The sequence below is a fragment of the Ruixingdingia sedimenti genome, from assembly GCF_031432425.1.
GTDB lineage: Bacteria > Pseudomonadota > Alphaproteobacteria > Rhodobacterales > Rhodobacteraceae > Ruixingdingia > Ruixingdingia sedimenti.
In genome coordinates, this window is sequence record NZ_JAVKPH010000001.1 from 122,269 (window position 1) to 135,708 (window position 13,440).

The following is a 13,440-nucleotide window of genomic DNA, read 5'->3' on the forward strand; positions in this document are numbered from 1 at the left end:
GATCGCCTTCCCCCTGCCCGGCGGTGATCCTCGGCCCGCGCCACCCGCCGTTCGGGACGCGCAGAAGAGGGAGGAGTTGGGGGTGACAGTCGCCACCGAAACACTCGTGGGCCGGTCCGTTCCCCGCGTCGAGGATGCCGCGCTGCTGACCGGGCGGGGGCGGTACATGGACGACCTGCCCGTCCGGCGCGACACCGCGCATCTGGCGATCCTGCGCTCCCCGGTCGCGCATGCCGCGATCCGGGGCATCGACACCGCCCGCGCCCGCGCCCTGCCCGGCGTGCATGCGGTGCTGACCGGCGCGGATGTGGCCGCGCTGACCCGCCCCATGACCGTGGGGGTCAAGGCCGATGTCGAATGCTGGCCCATGGCGCGGGACCGCGTGCGCTATGTCGGCGAACCCGTGGCGATGGTGGTGGCCGACAGCCGTTATATCGCCGAGGACGCGCTGGACCTGATCGCGCTGGACCTTGCCCCCCTGCCCCCGGTGATCGACCCCGAGGCCGCGCTCGCCCCGGGGGCAGAGGTGCTGCACCCCTCGCTCGGCACCAACCTGATCAACGAGCGCCGCTTTCGCTATGGCGACCCCGAGGCGGCGTTCGCCGGGGCCGCGCACCGGATTTCCATCGAGGTGCGCTATCCGCGCAATTCCTGCACGCCCATCGAATGCTACGGCGTGGTGGGCGAATACGACCCGGGCGAGGACGCCTATGACGTGACGGCGAACTTTCAGGGGCCGTTTTCCATCCATGCCGTCTGCGCGCTGGCGCTGAAGGTGCCGGGAAACCGCCTGCGCCTGCGCACGCCGCCGGATTCGGGCGGGTCCTTCGGGGTCAAGCAGGGGATCTTTCCCTATGTGATCCTGACCGCGGTGGCCGCGCGCGCGGCGGGCCGCCCGGTGAAGTGGATCGAGGACCGGCTGGAACATCTGATGGCCTCCGTCTCCGCCACCAACCGGGTCACGCGGCTGTCGGCGGCGGTGGAACCGGACGGCCGCGTCACCGCGCTCGACTGGGACCAGATCGAGGATTGCGGCGCCCATCTGCGTGCGCCGGAACCGGCCACGCTTTACCGCATGCACGGCAACATGACGGGCGCCTACGACATCCGCAACGTGGCGATCCGCAACCGCGTGGTGCTGACCAACAAGGCGCCCACCGGGCTCAACCGCGGTTTCGGCGGGCCGCAGATGTATTTCCCGCTGGAACGGCTGATGCGCCGCATCGCCGAGGATCTGGGGCTCGACCATCTCGACGTGATCCGCCGCAATCTGGTGCCCTCGGGGGCGTTTCCCTATCGCACGGCCACCGGGGCGCTGCTGGATTCGGGCGATTATCCGGCGGCGCTGGCGGCGGCGCTGGAGGAGGGGGGCTATGCCGACCTGCTGGCCCGCCGCGACGCCGCACGGGCCGAGGGGCGGCTTTACGGCATCGGCCTGTCGGTCGCCATCGAGCCCTCGATTTCCAACATGGGCTATATCACCACCGTCCTGACCCCCGACCAGCGCGCCAAGGCCGGGCCCAAGAACGGCGCGCAGGCGGTGGCGACGGTGGCGATCGACCCCCTGGGGGCGGTCACGGTCAAGGTCGCCTCGGTCCCGCAGGGGCAGGGCCACCGCACGGTGCTGGCGCAGGTGGTGGGCGACACCTTCGGCCTGCCGCTGACGGCCGTGCGCGTCAACACCGAGATGGACACCGGCCGCGACCCCTGGTCCATCGCCTCGGGCAATTATTCCAGCCGTTTTGCCGGTGCGGTGGCCGGGGCGGCGCGGATGGCGGCGGAGCGGCTGCGCGGGCGGCTGGCGGCCATCGCGGCGGCGCAGCTGAACATCCGGCCCGACCGGGTGGTGTTCGCCGGCGGCCGGATCGCCGACCGCGACAACCCCGACAACGCCCTGCCCTTCACCCGCGTCGCCGCCACCAGCCACTGGGCCCCCGCCACCCTGCCCGAGGGCACCGCCCAGACCATCAGCGAAACCGTGTTCTGGACCCCCGACCAGCTCGAGGCGCCGACGGCCGAGGATGGCGTCAACTCTTCGCTCTGCCACGGGTTCATCTTCGATTTCTGCGGGGTGGAAATCGACCGCACCACCGGCCAGCCGCGCATCGACCGCTATGTCACCATGCACGACTGCGGCACCATCCTGCATCCCGGCATGGTCGAGGGGCAGGTGCGCGGCGGTTTCGCGCAGGCATTGGGCGCGACCTTCTACGAGGAATTCGCCTATGGCGAGGACGGCGCCTTTCTGGCCGGCACGCTGGCCGACTATCCGATGCCCACGGTAATGGAAACACCGGAACCGCGGATCCTGCATTTCACCAGCCCCTCGCCCTTCACGCCGCTTGGCGCCAAGGGGGTGGGCGAGGGCAACTGCATGTCCACGCCTTCGTGCCTTGCCAATGCCGTGGCCGACGCCACCGGCGCGCGCGATCTGCAACTGCCGCTGACGCCCGCGCGGATGGCGGATCTGGTGTTCCCGCCGGAAACACCCCCCGCCCGCACCGGCACGGCCCCCGCCCCGCCCGCCGCCCGGCCCGGCGAACGCGCCCTGACCGGCGCGGGCCGGGCAGAGGTCGCGGCCGCCCGCGCCGCGGTCTGGGACATGCTGCTGGACCCGGCGACGCTGGCCGCGATCATCCCCGGCGCGCATGGGGTGGAACGGGTCACGGACACCCATTTCCGGGCCGAAGTCACCCTGGGCGTCGGCCCGGTGAAAGACCGCTACCGCGCCGACATCCGCCTGTCGGACATGGACCTGCACCGCGGTGTCACCCTGTCGGGCGTGGTCGAGGGCGGGCTCGGGTCCGGCCGGGGCGAGGGGCGCATCACCCTGTCGGACCGCGACGGCGGCGGCACGCTGATCGAATACCGCTATACCGCCGGGGTGGGGGGCAAGGTCGCCTCGGTCGGCGGGCGGTTGCTGGACGGCGCGGCGCGGGTGGTGATCGGCCAGTTCTTCCAGGCGCTGGCCCGCCATGCGGGCGGGGGCGGCGCGGCCCCGCGCGGCCTGATCGCCCGCCTGCGCGCCCTGCTGCGGAGGAACGCATGAAACCGCCCGCCTTCGACTTTTTGCGCCCCGATACGGTGGCGGAGGTGCTGGATACGCTCGCCCGGCACGGCGGGGCGGCGGTGCTTCTGGGCGGGGGGCAATCGCTGGTGCCGATGCTGAACATGCGCCTGAGCCGGCCCGCCGTCCTGATCGACACGCTGCGCCTGACGCAAACAGCGGTGATCGAGGACCGGGGCGATACGATCCGCGTGGGCATGGGGGTGCGGCAGGCGCAGTTGGAACACTGGCCCGCCCTGCCCCGCCGCCTGCCGCTGCTGGCCAGGGCCATCCCGTGGATCGGCCATGTCCAGACCCGCGCGCGCGGCACCGTCTGCGGTTCCGTCGCCCATGCGGACCCGAGCGCGGAACTGCCGCTATGCCTGCTGGCCCTGGGCGGGCATGTGCATCTGCGCAGCCGCCGCAAGACCCGCGACCTGCCGGCGGACCAATTCTTCGCCGGCATGATGTCCACCGCCCGCGCCGAGGATGAAATGATCGAGGCCGTCAGCTTTCCCGCCGCCCCGCCCGGCACCGGCCATGCCTTTCGCGAGGTCGCCCGCCGCCACGGCGATTTCGCCATCGCCGCCGTCGCCGGGATCGTCGGCCCGGCGGGCGCCACGCTCGCCATCGCCGGGGTGGACGACATTCCCCGCCGCTTCGCCCTGCCCGCGCCCGGCGACAGCGCGCTCGACGACGCGCTGGACGGGATCGCCTGGACGCTCAACGCCCGCGACGACCTGCACGCCAGCGCCCGCTATCGCCGCGAACTGGTCCGCCGCCTGGGCCGCGCCGTGCTGGAGGAGGCCGCCGCATGCCGTATCTGAGCCGCGACACCGCCCACCCGATCCGCTTTCGCCTGAACGGCCGCGAAGTCACGGTGCAGGCAGAGGCGCGGATGCTGCTGTCGGACCTCTTGCGCCACGAACTGGGCCTGACCGGCACCCATGTCGGCTGCGAACACGGCGTCTGCGGCGCCTGCACGGTGCAGATCGACGGCCGCCCCGCGCGGGCCTGCCTGACGCTCGCCGCGCAGGCCGAGGGCGCCGACATCCGCACCGTCGAGGATCTTGCCCCCGAACCCGGGCGGCTGTCCATCCTGCAAGACGCCTTCCGCCGCCACCACGGGCTGCAATGCGGCTTTTGCACGCCGGGCATCCTGATGTCGCTGGATGCGCTGCTGCGCGAACGCCCCGATGCGGAGGAGCCGGACATCCGCGACTGGCTGTCGGGGCATCTGTGCCGCTGCACCGGCTATGCCACCATCGTGGCGGCGGCGGTGGCGGCAGCCGCCGAATTGCGCGCGGGCACCGGCGCGGAACAGGGATCCTGACGCGCGCCGGGGGCCCCTGCCCTGCCGGTCATCGGGCAAGGGCGTTTCCGACGACCCCCACCAGTTCCGCCTGCCGCCGGACGTTGCACTTGCCCAGGATCGCCTTGGTCTGGTCCCGCACCGTATGGATGCTGGTCCGGCGCGCCGCGGCGATCTCGGCCAGCGTCTGCCCGGCGTAGAGCGCCAGCGCGACCTCGGTTTCCGCCGGGGTGAGGCCGAAGTTCCGCATCAGCGCATCGCCGTGCGGGGGCGCCGGAAAGACCAGAACCGCGACGGACTCGGGTGCTGCGCGCCGCACCGGGTCGATCCCGGCGAAGGGCAGGACCTCGGGCCCCACCCGCAGCAGATGGGCGGCCCTGACCGTCCTGGTCACGGGATGGGGTATCCGCAGCGCCGCGGGCGGCATTCCGGGACGGACCCGGTGCAGGGCGGCCTCCAGCGCCTCCTGCGCACGGGGATCGCGCAACCGCAAACGCTGGCGCAGATCGCCGCGCAGAAAGCCGCCCGACAGCAGATCCTGCGCCGCCGCCTCGTTGGCGAAAAGGATCCGCCGATCATCGGACAGCACGAAGACCGAGGCGCCCTCCGGTGAAATCCCCTGTTTCAGCAGGCCGTTTTCCAGCCGCAGGCCGGCAAGGGCGCGGTTGACCTCGACCGCGTGGCGCAGGGTGGGGCCCAGCAGATCCAGCAGCCGCCGCCATGGCTGTTCGTACCGGTCGCGCTCGCGCATGCGCACATGCCCGCCCACGACCAGCAGCCGCCGCGCGCTGCGTTCCAGCACCATCCCCGCACCGGCAGAGATGTCTTCCTGCGGCACGAGCCAGTCGGCGTGGAACTCTGTCCGCATCAGTTCCGCATGCGGCAGCATCTGCTCGGACGTGACGGCCCGCATCGGCTCGAACCGGAGCAGGCCGCTGCGCCAGGGGTTTATCGCGCCGTAATAGGCATCGAACCGCCGGATCGCATCTGGATCGTAGCCGGAATTCACCGAAACCTCGACCCCGGGCTGGAGCGCGTCGAAGAACAGCAGATGGATCCTGACCCCCTGCGCCGCCCTGTGGATCGCGTCGGAAACCTCTTGCCAGCGCCGCGGGTCGAGGGCGGCCTCATGCGCAACGGGAATGATCGCGCGCAGGGCGGAAAGCGGCATGGAAAAACCCCATGGAACACACACACGGCCCATATCTGCCGGAGGAGGATGGCGTCTTACAACGTCTATTTTCGGGCCGCGCCCGAAACGGAATCCTTGGGGCCCGCCCCCTTTGCGATTTCAGAAGGCACGGCAGAAGCCGAGCCCGGCATAATCGTTGGTCCAGGAATAGACGGCGATGTTGGACCGCCTTTCCTCGTGCCCGATCTCGACGACCGGGCTGAAGCCGAAAACCGAAATCTTCCCGCCGGCGATGCCAAGCCGCAACCGGTTTTCGGTTTCGTCGCGGGCGATGCCGAAAACCGTCGAGGCGCCCGCGCGCCTTTCGCGCAGATGCGCGGCGTCCACCGTGATTCGCCAGTGGCCGAACTGGCGCGTGATCCCCGCGGTGACGGAAACGATCCGCGCGGCATCGGTCGCGGCCGGTGATCGGACAAGGGTCGCGGACAGGCCGCCGCGCAGGCTGGTCTGCGGCGAAAGCCGATGGCCAAGCGTCAGCGCGACGCGCCAGAGCGCGGCATCCGCCCGGCCCGGCGTCTCTGCCCGCCGTTCCAGCCGCTCGACCCGCAGGCCGAGGGCGGTCTTTTCGCCCAGCATCCGGCCATAGCCCAGATAGGGGCCGATTTCTGTCGTATAAAGCCGGTCGGACAGCCAGCGCGGCCGGATCAGCAGGCCCAGGGTGGTCTGGCCATCGGCGATCCTGCCCCGGGAAAGATGCCCGTCCAGGGTCAGGCTGTAATCGTTCCAGTCGCGGTTCTCGAACAGTTTGCCCTGAAGCGTCGCGCCGAAGCCGAGCCCGGCTTTCCCGCCGACCGTCCGGCGGTATTTCGCCGCCGCCCGGACATCCAGCCCGATGCCGGATTCCGGCCGGTCGTCGAGAATGAAATCGAAACCGCCGATGGTGATGCGATCCGCCGCGGTCCGGCGCGAGGCATTGCGTTGCGGCACCAGCCCGCCCGAAATCTCGAACCGCCACGGGTTTCGTGCCCGCAGGCGCGCCAGATAGGCCCCTGCCGCCCGGCGCTGGCCGTCGGTCAGCCTCATGGATCGCGCCTGGCGGAACAGACGGCGGGCGTCGGCATCCTGTTCCAGCCGGAAATGGGCCAGCGCCAGTTCCAGCTTGACCGCCGCAAGATCCGGCGCCGCGCGGTGCAGCGCGTCCAGAAGCGGCAGCGCCGCGCGCGGTTTCCCCGCGCGCATCAGCCCCGCTGCCTTTGCCCAGGCGTTCCCCGGCGCGGCCGCCCCGCCCTCTGCCCCGGCGGGCGCGGGCGGGATCAGGCCGCAGACCGCGGAAACCATGACGGCAAGGGCCCACCGGCGCAGGCCGGAAAGCCCCCCGGGTATCGGGGATACCCCGGTGCGAACGCATGTCCAGAAGTCAGCGGCGGCTATTCGTCCCTGTTCGCGACGAAAACCGCATCCATGGTCTCGTCGCGCTCGACGTCGAGTTCCCCGACACCCGCGACGACCTCGGCATCCGCGCCGCGGAAATCGCCCTCGAACTGCCCGCTGACCGCCAGGGGTTCGTCTTTCTCGCCAAAGATCGTGCCGGTCATGCTGGCCGTCAGCCCGTCTGCGGTGATCGTGCCCGCAACGGTCAGCGCACCCGTGCCCTCGTTCGAACCGAGACAGGCCGCGAGGGAAAGAAGAATCGGGTGAAAATCGTCAAGCGGATGGTCGGTCCCATGGAACCCTCCGGGTTGATCCGACGGGGGGGCCGGAATTGCCTGTCCGGGGGCGCCGGCCCCCTGGCGGGAACATATCGGGCCGGGCGCATCGCAACCTCACCCATATGGGGGATGCGCGTCCAATATCCGCCGCTATCACCGTGACCGGCGCCGGTGCTGCCGCATCGGTTCGCCGATCCATTTGCGGAGCTTCGAGGAATGAAAGCAACGATCCGGGCCGCCCTGCTGGCCTGTTCCCCCCTGCTGCTTGGCGGCTGTCTCGACGAAGGCGGATACGAACATTATGCCCCGCTCGGCACCGGCTTTGCCGGCAGCGCGCTCGGCTGGACCGAAAGGAAGGCCGGCCCCGGGCAATACGACCTGACCTATCACCACAATTACAGTGCACAGGCCGACCAGAAGATCCGCCGCCGCGCGGCCGAGCTTTGCGCCGCCGAAGGCTTTCGCGGCGCGCTGATGGATGTGCAATTCCGCACGGATGGCGATCTGGTCGTCGCTTCGGGCCGGGCGCGGTGCAGCAACGACCAGACGCGCCTTGCCGCGCAGAAAAGCGACGCCGCGGCGATGAATTCCGCCGAACTGGGCGCCGTGCAGCAGAAACAGGCAACGATGAACGCCGCGCTCGGCGCGTTCGGCGGGATCGGCGGGTTGCAGGGGTCGCCGCTGGCCACGGCCACGGCGATCATGGCGCAGCACGAAACCGACAGGCTTTCCGCGCAGGAAAACACGCTGTCGGCCAACCTCGGTGCCGTCGGCGGCGGCGCGGCGGGCGGCGGCGGGGCGGGCGGCGACGGGCTCGGCCCGTGCGAACGGACGCCGAAATGCGCAGCCGCAACCCGGTCTTTCCAAGGCTACAGAAACAGAGTGCTGGCCCGGGGACAGCCCGTTTCGGTCCACGGCAGCGCGGTCCAGGCCTGGTGCGCCGGCAAGGCCGGGATCGCGGTCATGGACATCTGCCTTCCCGAGGCCCGCGCCGCCGGCAACACCGTCTGCGTCAACGACTACGAACGGGCGAAAGCCGATACGCAGCGCATGATGCAAGAGGCGCGGGCAACGGCGAACCAGTCCTATGCCTATGCGGCGGACGGCTGGATGGCCTCCTGCGCGAAATGAGTGCGCCCCCCGGCGGCCGGTCCGCCGGGGACATCGCGCGGGCCGGGCGCGGCTCCACCCGACCGGACGCAGGGCGCCCGCCGCACTCGACGCATCGCCCCCGCGCCGCTATACCGGCCCCGAACGACGGAGGGGCCGATGCCCGCAGACGACATCCACGACCCGGGCGCGACTGTGTTCGTGCCGACCCCCGGCGGCGCCCGCGCGCTGCGCGACGCCTTCGGCGCCTGGCCCACGGGGGTGACGGTGGTCACGGCGCGGGGGCTCGACGGGGCGGCGGTCGGGATCACGGCCAACAGTTTCGCCAGCGTCTCGCTCGACCCGCCGCTGGTGCTGTGGTCGCCGGGCAAGTTTTCCTCGCGCCACGGCCATTTCACCGCCGCACGCCATTTCGCCATCCATGTGCTGACCGAGGCGCAGGGCGATCTGGCCGCGCGGTTCGTCCGCGGCGGGGCGGGGTTCGCGGGCCTGCCGCATGCGGAAAACGCCGCGGGCGTGCCGCTGCTGGCGGGGGTGCTCGCACGGTTCGAATGCCGGACAGAGACCTGCCACGACGCGGGCGACCACACGCTGGTCATCGGCCATGTGGAACGCGTGGCGCATCGCCTGGGGCGGCCGCTCTGCTTTGCCGCCGGGCGCTACGGGCGGCTGGCGCCGCCGGTGTAGGCCGGGTTTACCCCGGCCCCCTTCGCCCTATACTTCCCCCGGACCAGGACAGACCGGCAATGGCCAGGAAGAAAACCCCCGCGCAAGCCTTCAACATCCTGATCGTCGCCCAGGCCGGGCGGTTGCAGTACGAGGCGGTGCTGTTCGCCGCCTCGCTGGCCGCCACCAGCCCCGGCGCGCGGCTTTACGTCGCCGAACCGCAGCCCGGCCCCAACTGGCGCAGCGACCCGCGCGTGACCGCCGCCCCGGTGCGCGCGCTTCTGGAAAGCCTCGGCGCGACCATCGTGCCCTTCGAGAGCCGCCATTTCGGCCAGTCCTGGCCCTATGGCAACAAGATCGAGGCGCTGGCCGCCCTGCCCGCGGGCGAGCCCTTCGTCTTTTTCGACACCGACACGCTGGTCACGGCGCCGCTGGCCGAAGTCGGTTTCGACTTCGCCCGCCCCGCGGCCTCGATGCGGCGCGAGGGGTCGTGGCCGGTGGTGCCGCTTTACGGGCCGGGTTATGGCGGGATCTGGAAATCGCTCTACGACCGTTTCGGGCTGGATTTCGCGGGTACGCTCGACCTGTCGCAGCCCGACGAATACTGGCAACGCTATCTCTATTTCAACGCGGGCTGGTTCTTCTACCGCTGCCCGCGGCTGTTCGGGGAACGGTTCGCGGACTACGCGCTGTCGATCCGCGACGACCCGCCGGTGGAACTGGCCTGCCAGTCGCTCGACCCATGGCTCGATCAGGTGGCGCTGCCGCTGGTGATCCATTCCTTCGGCGGCGGGCGGCCGGGGCCGGGGCTGGCGGGGCTGGATGGCGCGGCGACCTGCCATTACCGCACGCTGCCGCTGCTTTACGCGCGCGAAAGCGACCGGGCCGTGGCGGTGCTGGAGGAGGTGGCGGGGCAGAAAGAGATCCGCCGCGTGCTGCGCGACTGGGACCAGGCGCGCGAGATGGTCTATCGCAACCGCGGCGCCAAGGTGCGGGCGCTGTTCGACCGGGCCGATCTGCCGCGGCGCGAAAAGACGGTCCGCAACACCCTGCGGCAGGCGGGCTACTGGATCCGATAGGGGGCGGCAATCGCCCCGCCCTCTGGGCCGGGTGGGATCAGGAAACGCACCGCGTTTCCCCCGCCCGTTCGCGCGAGGGTGCCGCAGGGGCGGTGATGCCGGGAATAACCGGTAGGCCAGCGCCTGCCCCGGCGGGCGAGTAGCGCCCGCCATGGGCGGGGCGGGCGCTGGCCGGGGGCTTGGGGCCCCCGGCCGGGGCAGCGGCATCTGTATCGCCATGGCGAAGGCACGCGCCTTCGCCAGACAGAGCGGAGGGATCCATCGCCCACCCATCCCAAGGTGTCAGGCGGCAAAGACCCGGGCCATGTCGGCGAAACCCTTGACCTCGATCGGGTTGCCCGAGGGGTCGCGGAAGAACATCGTCCATTGCTCGCCCGGCTCGCCCGCGAACCGCACGGTGGGGGGCAGCACGAAATCCACCCCCGCCACGACCAGCCGGTCGGCCAGCCGGCGCCAGTCGGGCAGGTGCAGCACCAGCCCGAAATGCGGCATCGCCACGATGTGATCGCCCACCCTGCCGGTATCCCCCGTGGCGAAGGGCGTGCCCAGATGCAGGCTCAGCTGATGGCCGAAGAAGTCGAAATCGACCCATGTGTCGGTGCTGCGCCCCTCGGCACAGCCGAGCACGCCGCCGTAGAAGCCGCGCGCGGCGTCGAGGTCGTGGACATGGATCGCAAGGTGGAAGGGGGTCGGCATCGGTGGCTCCGGCAGGGACGGGGCAGGCTAGCACCCGGGGGCCTGCGGCGAAAGGGCCGCGGAAAGGGCCGGGGTTCCGCAACGCCGGGCGGGACGGGGCGGAAATCCGGCGCCATATGGCCGGGAACGGAACCGGGTTTGCCCCCGCCCGCCCCGGGCCGGAAGCCATTCCCGCCGCCCCGCCCCGGCCCGCGCGGCGGCCCCGTTGCCTTGGCCCCGCGGCTCGCCTAACCTCGCGCCCGCAAATGGGAGGACGAGATGTCCAGAGAACTCGGTTTCGACACGCTTCAGATCCACGCAGGCGCCAAGCCCGACCCGGCGACGGGCGCGCGGCAGGTGCCGATCTACCAGACCACGGCCTATGTGTTCCGCGACGCGGATCACGCGGCGGCGCTCTTCAACCTGCAAGAGGTGGGCTATATCTATTCGCGCCTGACCAACCCCACCATCAGCGCGCTGGCCGAACGGGTGGCGGCGCTGGAAGGGGGCGCGGGCGCGGTCTGCTGTTCGTCCGGCCATGCGGCGCAGATCATGGCGCTGTTCCCGCTGATGGAGCCCGGCTGCAACATCGTCGCCTCGACCCGGCTCTACGGCGGCACGATCCAGCAGTTCACCAACACGATCCGCAAGTTCGGCTGGTCCGCCCGGTTCGTCGATTTCGACGATCTCGCCGCGGTCGAGGCGGCGGTGGACGACAACACCCGCGCGTTCTTCTGCGAAACCATCGCCAACCCCGGCGGCCATATCGCCGATCTGGATGCGCTGGCGAAGGTGGCCGACAAGGTGGGCCTGCCGCTGATCGTGGACAACACCACCGCGACGCCGTGGCTCTGCCGGCCGATCGAACATGGCGCGACGCTGGTGGTGCATTCGGCCACCAAATACCTGACCGGCAACGGCACCGTCACCGGCGGGGTGATCGTGGATTCGGGCAGGTTCGACTGGTCGGCCAGCGGCAAGTTCCCCTCGCTCGCGGCGCCCGAGCCGGCCTATCACGGGCTCAACTTCCACGCGGCGCTCGGCCCGATGGCCTTCACCTTCCATTCCATCGCGGTGGGGCTGCGCGATCTGGGCATGACGATGAACCCGCAGGGCGCGCATTACACCCTGATGGGGATCGAGACGCTGAGCCTGCGCATGGCCCGCCATGTGGAAAACGCCCAGAAGGTCGCCGAATGGCTGGAGGCCGATCCGCGCGTCGAAAGCGTGACCTATCCGGGGCTGAAATCCTCGCCGTACCACGACCGGGTGGCGCGCTATACGCCCAAGGGGGCGGGGGCGCTGTTCACCTTCGCGGTGAAGGGGGGCTACGAGACCGCGGTGAAGGTGGTCGACAACCTGCAACTCTTCAGCCATGTGGCGAACCTCGGGGATGCGCGCAGCCTGGTGATCCACCCGGCCTCGACCACCCACCGCCAATTGTCGCCGGAACAGCAGGTGGCGGCAGGTGCTGCGCCGAACCTGGTACGGCTGTCGATCGGGGTCGAGGACCCGGCCGACATCATCGCCGATCTCGACCAGGCGCTGGCGGCGGCGACGGCCTGAGGCGCGGCCAGGGCCGGGGGCCTGTTCCCCTGGCCCATTGGAACGGATCGCCCCGCACACCATCCCTCAGACCGGGCGGGATCAGGAAACGCACCGCGTTTCCCCCGCCCGTTGCGCAGTGGTGCCATGAGAGACGGTGATGCCGGGGGCTTGGGGCGCCCGGCCTGGGCAACGCTATCTGCATCGCCATGGCGAAGGCACGCGCCTTCGCCAGCCGGAGCGGGAGGGATGAGGACCCGTCCGCCCTGCGGCACGCCCCGGAAGCGGCTATCTCTCCGGCATTCCCGCCTGGTCCGCCAGCGCGTAGGTGATCGTCACCTCCGCCGCATAGCTGACCTCGCCCCCCGCCACCGGCACCGAATCCGCCTTGGCGGCGGCGCCGCGGGCCATCATGTAGGGCTCGGGCAGCCGCGTGGCCTCGGTGATTTCCAGCACCGGGCCGAGCGTCACCCCCGCCGCCCGCGCCATCAGCCCGGCCTTGCGCCGCGCCTCCTCCACCGCTGCCACCCGCGCGGCATCCAGCGCCGCCGTGGGGTCGGCCAGGCCGAAGCTCAGCCCCTGGAATGTGTTCGCGCCATCCGCCACCGCCTTGTCCAGCACGGTGCCGAGGCTGTCCAGCGCCCGCACCCGCACCGTCAGCGTGTTCGACGCCTCATAGCCCACCACCCGGGGCGCCTGCCCTTCGCGCGAATAGTCGTAGCGCGGCCCGAGGCTCAGCCCCGAGGTCTGCAGGTCGCGGTCCGCGATCCCCGCCGCGCGCAGGTTTTCCAGCACCGTGGCCAGCCGCATATTGTTTTCCGCCAGCGCCGCATCCGCCGTATCCGCCTGCGTCGTCACGCCGAGCGTGATGGTCGCGATATCGGGCGCGGCCTCGCTGCGGCCCTCGCCGGTCACGACCAGCCGGGGCTGCGGGGTATCGGCCAGCGCCGCCAGCGGGGCCTGCGCCAGCATCAGCGCGGCAAGGATCGGGGCAAGAGAGGCGCGCATGGATGTATCTCCTTGTGGTTCGTCCATAAGGTCTGGAGGAATTTGCCGCAGGGCAAGCCACCCACCGGCCTTTTTCTTTCATTCGGCAGAAAGCTGCTATACAACACCGCGAATTATTGGGGCGGACTCCCCGACCCCGGCGGATATGCTAGACCTCG

General features: G+C 70.9%; 12 protein-coding genes. 7 read left to right on the forward strand and 5 right to left on the reverse strand.

Annotated elements, in window-relative coordinates:
* The first annotated feature begins 82 nt into the window (after window positions 1–82).
* From RGD00_RS00670 to RGD00_RS00680, 3 genes are read left to right on the forward strand one after another with little or no spacing between them, the layout of a single operon-like run.
* On the forward strand, window positions 83–3,049 hold the full coding sequence (locus RGD00_RS00670) for a xanthine dehydrogenase family protein molybdopterin-binding subunit (RefSeq protein ID WP_310455150.1): 2,967 nt from the start codon (window positions 83–85) through the stop codon (window positions 3,047–3,049).
* Window positions 3,046–3,873: an FAD binding domain-containing protein gene (locus RGD00_RS00675; protein WP_310455151.1), complete on the forward strand. Its 828-nt coding sequence runs from the start codon at window positions 3,046–3,048 to the stop codon at window positions 3,871–3,873. The genes RGD00_RS00670 and RGD00_RS00675 overlap by 4 nt, the downstream gene beginning before the upstream one ends.
* Window positions 3,861–4,379: a (2Fe-2S)-binding protein gene (locus tag RGD00_RS00680; RefSeq protein WP_310455152.1), complete on the forward strand. Its 519-nt coding sequence runs from the start codon at window positions 3,861–3,863 to the stop codon at window positions 4,377–4,379. The genes RGD00_RS00675 and RGD00_RS00680 overlap by 13 nt, the downstream gene beginning before the upstream one ends.
* Before the next feature lie 28 nt (window positions 4,380–4,407).
* Here RGD00_RS00680 and RGD00_RS00685 read toward each other — a convergent pair whose 3' ends face one another.
* From RGD00_RS00685 to RGD00_RS00695, 3 genes are all read right to left on the reverse strand, one after another.
* The gene (locus tag RGD00_RS00685) at window positions 4,408–5,529 is read right to left on the reverse strand and encodes a helix-turn-helix transcriptional regulator (RefSeq protein ID WP_310455153.1); all 1,122 of its coding nucleotides are present in this window, start codon (window positions 5,527–5,529) and stop codon (window positions 4,408–4,410) included.
* A gap of 120 nt (window positions 5,530–5,649) precedes the next feature.
* Window positions 5,650–6,729: a surface lipoprotein assembly modifier gene (locus tag RGD00_RS00690; RefSeq protein ID WP_310455154.1), complete on the reverse strand. Its 1,080-nt coding sequence runs from the start codon at window positions 6,727–6,729 to the stop codon at window positions 5,650–5,652.
* Window positions 6,730–6,917: 188 nt separating this feature from the next.
* Window positions 6,918–7,085 (reverse strand): hypothetical protein, encoded by a 168-nt coding sequence (locus RGD00_RS00695; RefSeq protein WP_310455155.1) that lies wholly within the window; start codon window positions 7,083–7,085, stop codon window positions 6,918–6,920.
* Between the two features lie 330 nt (window positions 7,086–7,415).
* Between RGD00_RS00695 and RGD00_RS00700 the strand changes: the two genes are divergently transcribed.
* The 3 genes from RGD00_RS00700 to RGD00_RS00710 all read left to right on the forward strand — a co-directional run bounded on the left by RGD00_RS00700 (window position 7,416) and on the right by RGD00_RS00710 (window position 10,054).
* Window positions 7,416–8,330: a hypothetical protein gene (locus RGD00_RS00700; RefSeq protein ID WP_310455156.1), complete on the forward strand. Its 915-nt coding sequence runs from the start codon at window positions 7,416–7,418 to the stop codon at window positions 8,328–8,330.
* Between the two features lie 138 nt (window positions 8,331–8,468).
* Window positions 8,469–8,996 carry a flavin reductase family protein gene (locus tag RGD00_RS00705; protein ID WP_310455157.1) on the forward strand — a complete coding sequence of 176 codons (528 nt, stop codon included), beginning with the start codon at window positions 8,469–8,471 and terminating at the stop codon, window positions 8,994–8,996.
* A gap of 59 nt (window positions 8,997–9,055) precedes the next feature.
* Window positions 9,056–10,054 (forward strand): alpha/beta hydrolase family protein, encoded by a 999-nt coding sequence (locus RGD00_RS00710; protein ID WP_310455158.1) that lies wholly within the window; start codon window positions 9,056–9,058, stop codon window positions 10,052–10,054.
* A gap of 282 nt (window positions 10,055–10,336) precedes the next feature.
* On the opposite strand, the gene RGD00_RS00715 is transcribed toward RGD00_RS00710, so the two are convergent.
* Window positions 10,337–10,750: a VOC family protein gene (locus tag RGD00_RS00715; protein WP_310455159.1), complete on the reverse strand. Its 414-nt coding sequence runs from the start codon at window positions 10,748–10,750 to the stop codon at window positions 10,337–10,339.
* A 258-nt stretch (window positions 10,751–11,008) separates the two neighbouring features.
* On the opposite strand from RGD00_RS00715, the gene RGD00_RS00720 reads away from it, so the two are divergent.
* Window positions 11,009–12,295 (forward strand): O-acetylhomoserine aminocarboxypropyltransferase/cysteine synthase family protein, encoded by a 1,287-nt coding sequence (locus RGD00_RS00720; RefSeq protein ID WP_310455160.1) that lies wholly within the window; start codon window positions 11,009–11,011, stop codon window positions 12,293–12,295.
* Window positions 12,296–12,562: 267 nt separating this feature from the next.
* Here the strand turns inward: RGD00_RS00720 and RGD00_RS00725 are convergent, their stop codons facing one another.
* Window positions 12,563–13,282 carry an SIMPL domain-containing protein gene (locus tag RGD00_RS00725; protein WP_310455161.1) on the reverse strand — a complete coding sequence of 240 codons (720 nt, stop codon included), beginning with the start codon at window positions 13,280–13,282 and terminating at the stop codon, window positions 12,563–12,565.
* Between the last annotated feature and the right edge of the window lie 158 nt (window positions 13,283–13,440).

Excerpts from the sequence above, each read along its gene's own strand:
- RGD00_RS00685 (WP_310455153.1), bottom strand. The coding sequence starts at position 5,529 with ATGCCGCTTTCCGCCCTGCGCGCGATCATTCCCGTTGCGCATGAGGCC.
- RGD00_RS00675 (WP_310455151.1), top strand. The coding sequence starts at position 3,046 with ATGAAACCGCCCGCCTTCGACTTTTTGCGCCCCGATACGGTGGCGGAG.
- RGD00_RS00680 (WP_310455152.1), top strand. The coding sequence starts at position 3,861 with ATGCCGTATCTGAGCCGCGACACCGCCCACCCGATCCGCTTTCGCCTG.
- RGD00_RS00705 (WP_310455157.1), top strand. The coding sequence starts at position 8,469 with ATGCCCGCAGACGACATCCACGACCCGGGCGCGACTGTGTTCGTGCCG.
- RGD00_RS00710 (WP_310455158.1), top strand. The coding sequence starts at position 9,056 with ATGGCCAGGAAGAAAACCCCCGCGCAAGCCTTCAACATCCTGATCGTC.
- RGD00_RS00715 (WP_310455159.1), bottom strand. The coding sequence starts at position 10,750 with ATGCCGACCCCCTTCCACCTTGCGATCCATGTCCACGACCTCGACGCC.
- RGD00_RS00690 (WP_310455154.1), bottom strand. The coding sequence starts at position 6,729 with ATGCGCGCGGGGAAACCGCGCGCGGCGCTGCCGCTTCTGGACGCGCTG.
- RGD00_RS00725 (WP_310455161.1), bottom strand. The coding sequence starts at position 13,282 with ATGCGCGCCTCTCTTGCCCCGATCCTTGCCGCGCTGATGCTGGCGCAG.
- RGD00_RS00695 (WP_310455155.1), bottom strand. The coding sequence starts at position 7,085 with ATGACCGGCACGATCTTTGGCGAGAAAGACGAACCCCTGGCGGTCAGC.
- RGD00_RS00720 (WP_310455160.1), top strand. The coding sequence starts at position 11,009 with ATGTCCAGAGAACTCGGTTTCGACACGCTTCAGATCCACGCAGGCGCC.
- RGD00_RS00700 (WP_310455156.1), top strand. The coding sequence starts at position 7,416 with ATGAAAGCAACGATCCGGGCCGCCCTGCTGGCCTGTTCCCCCCTGCTG.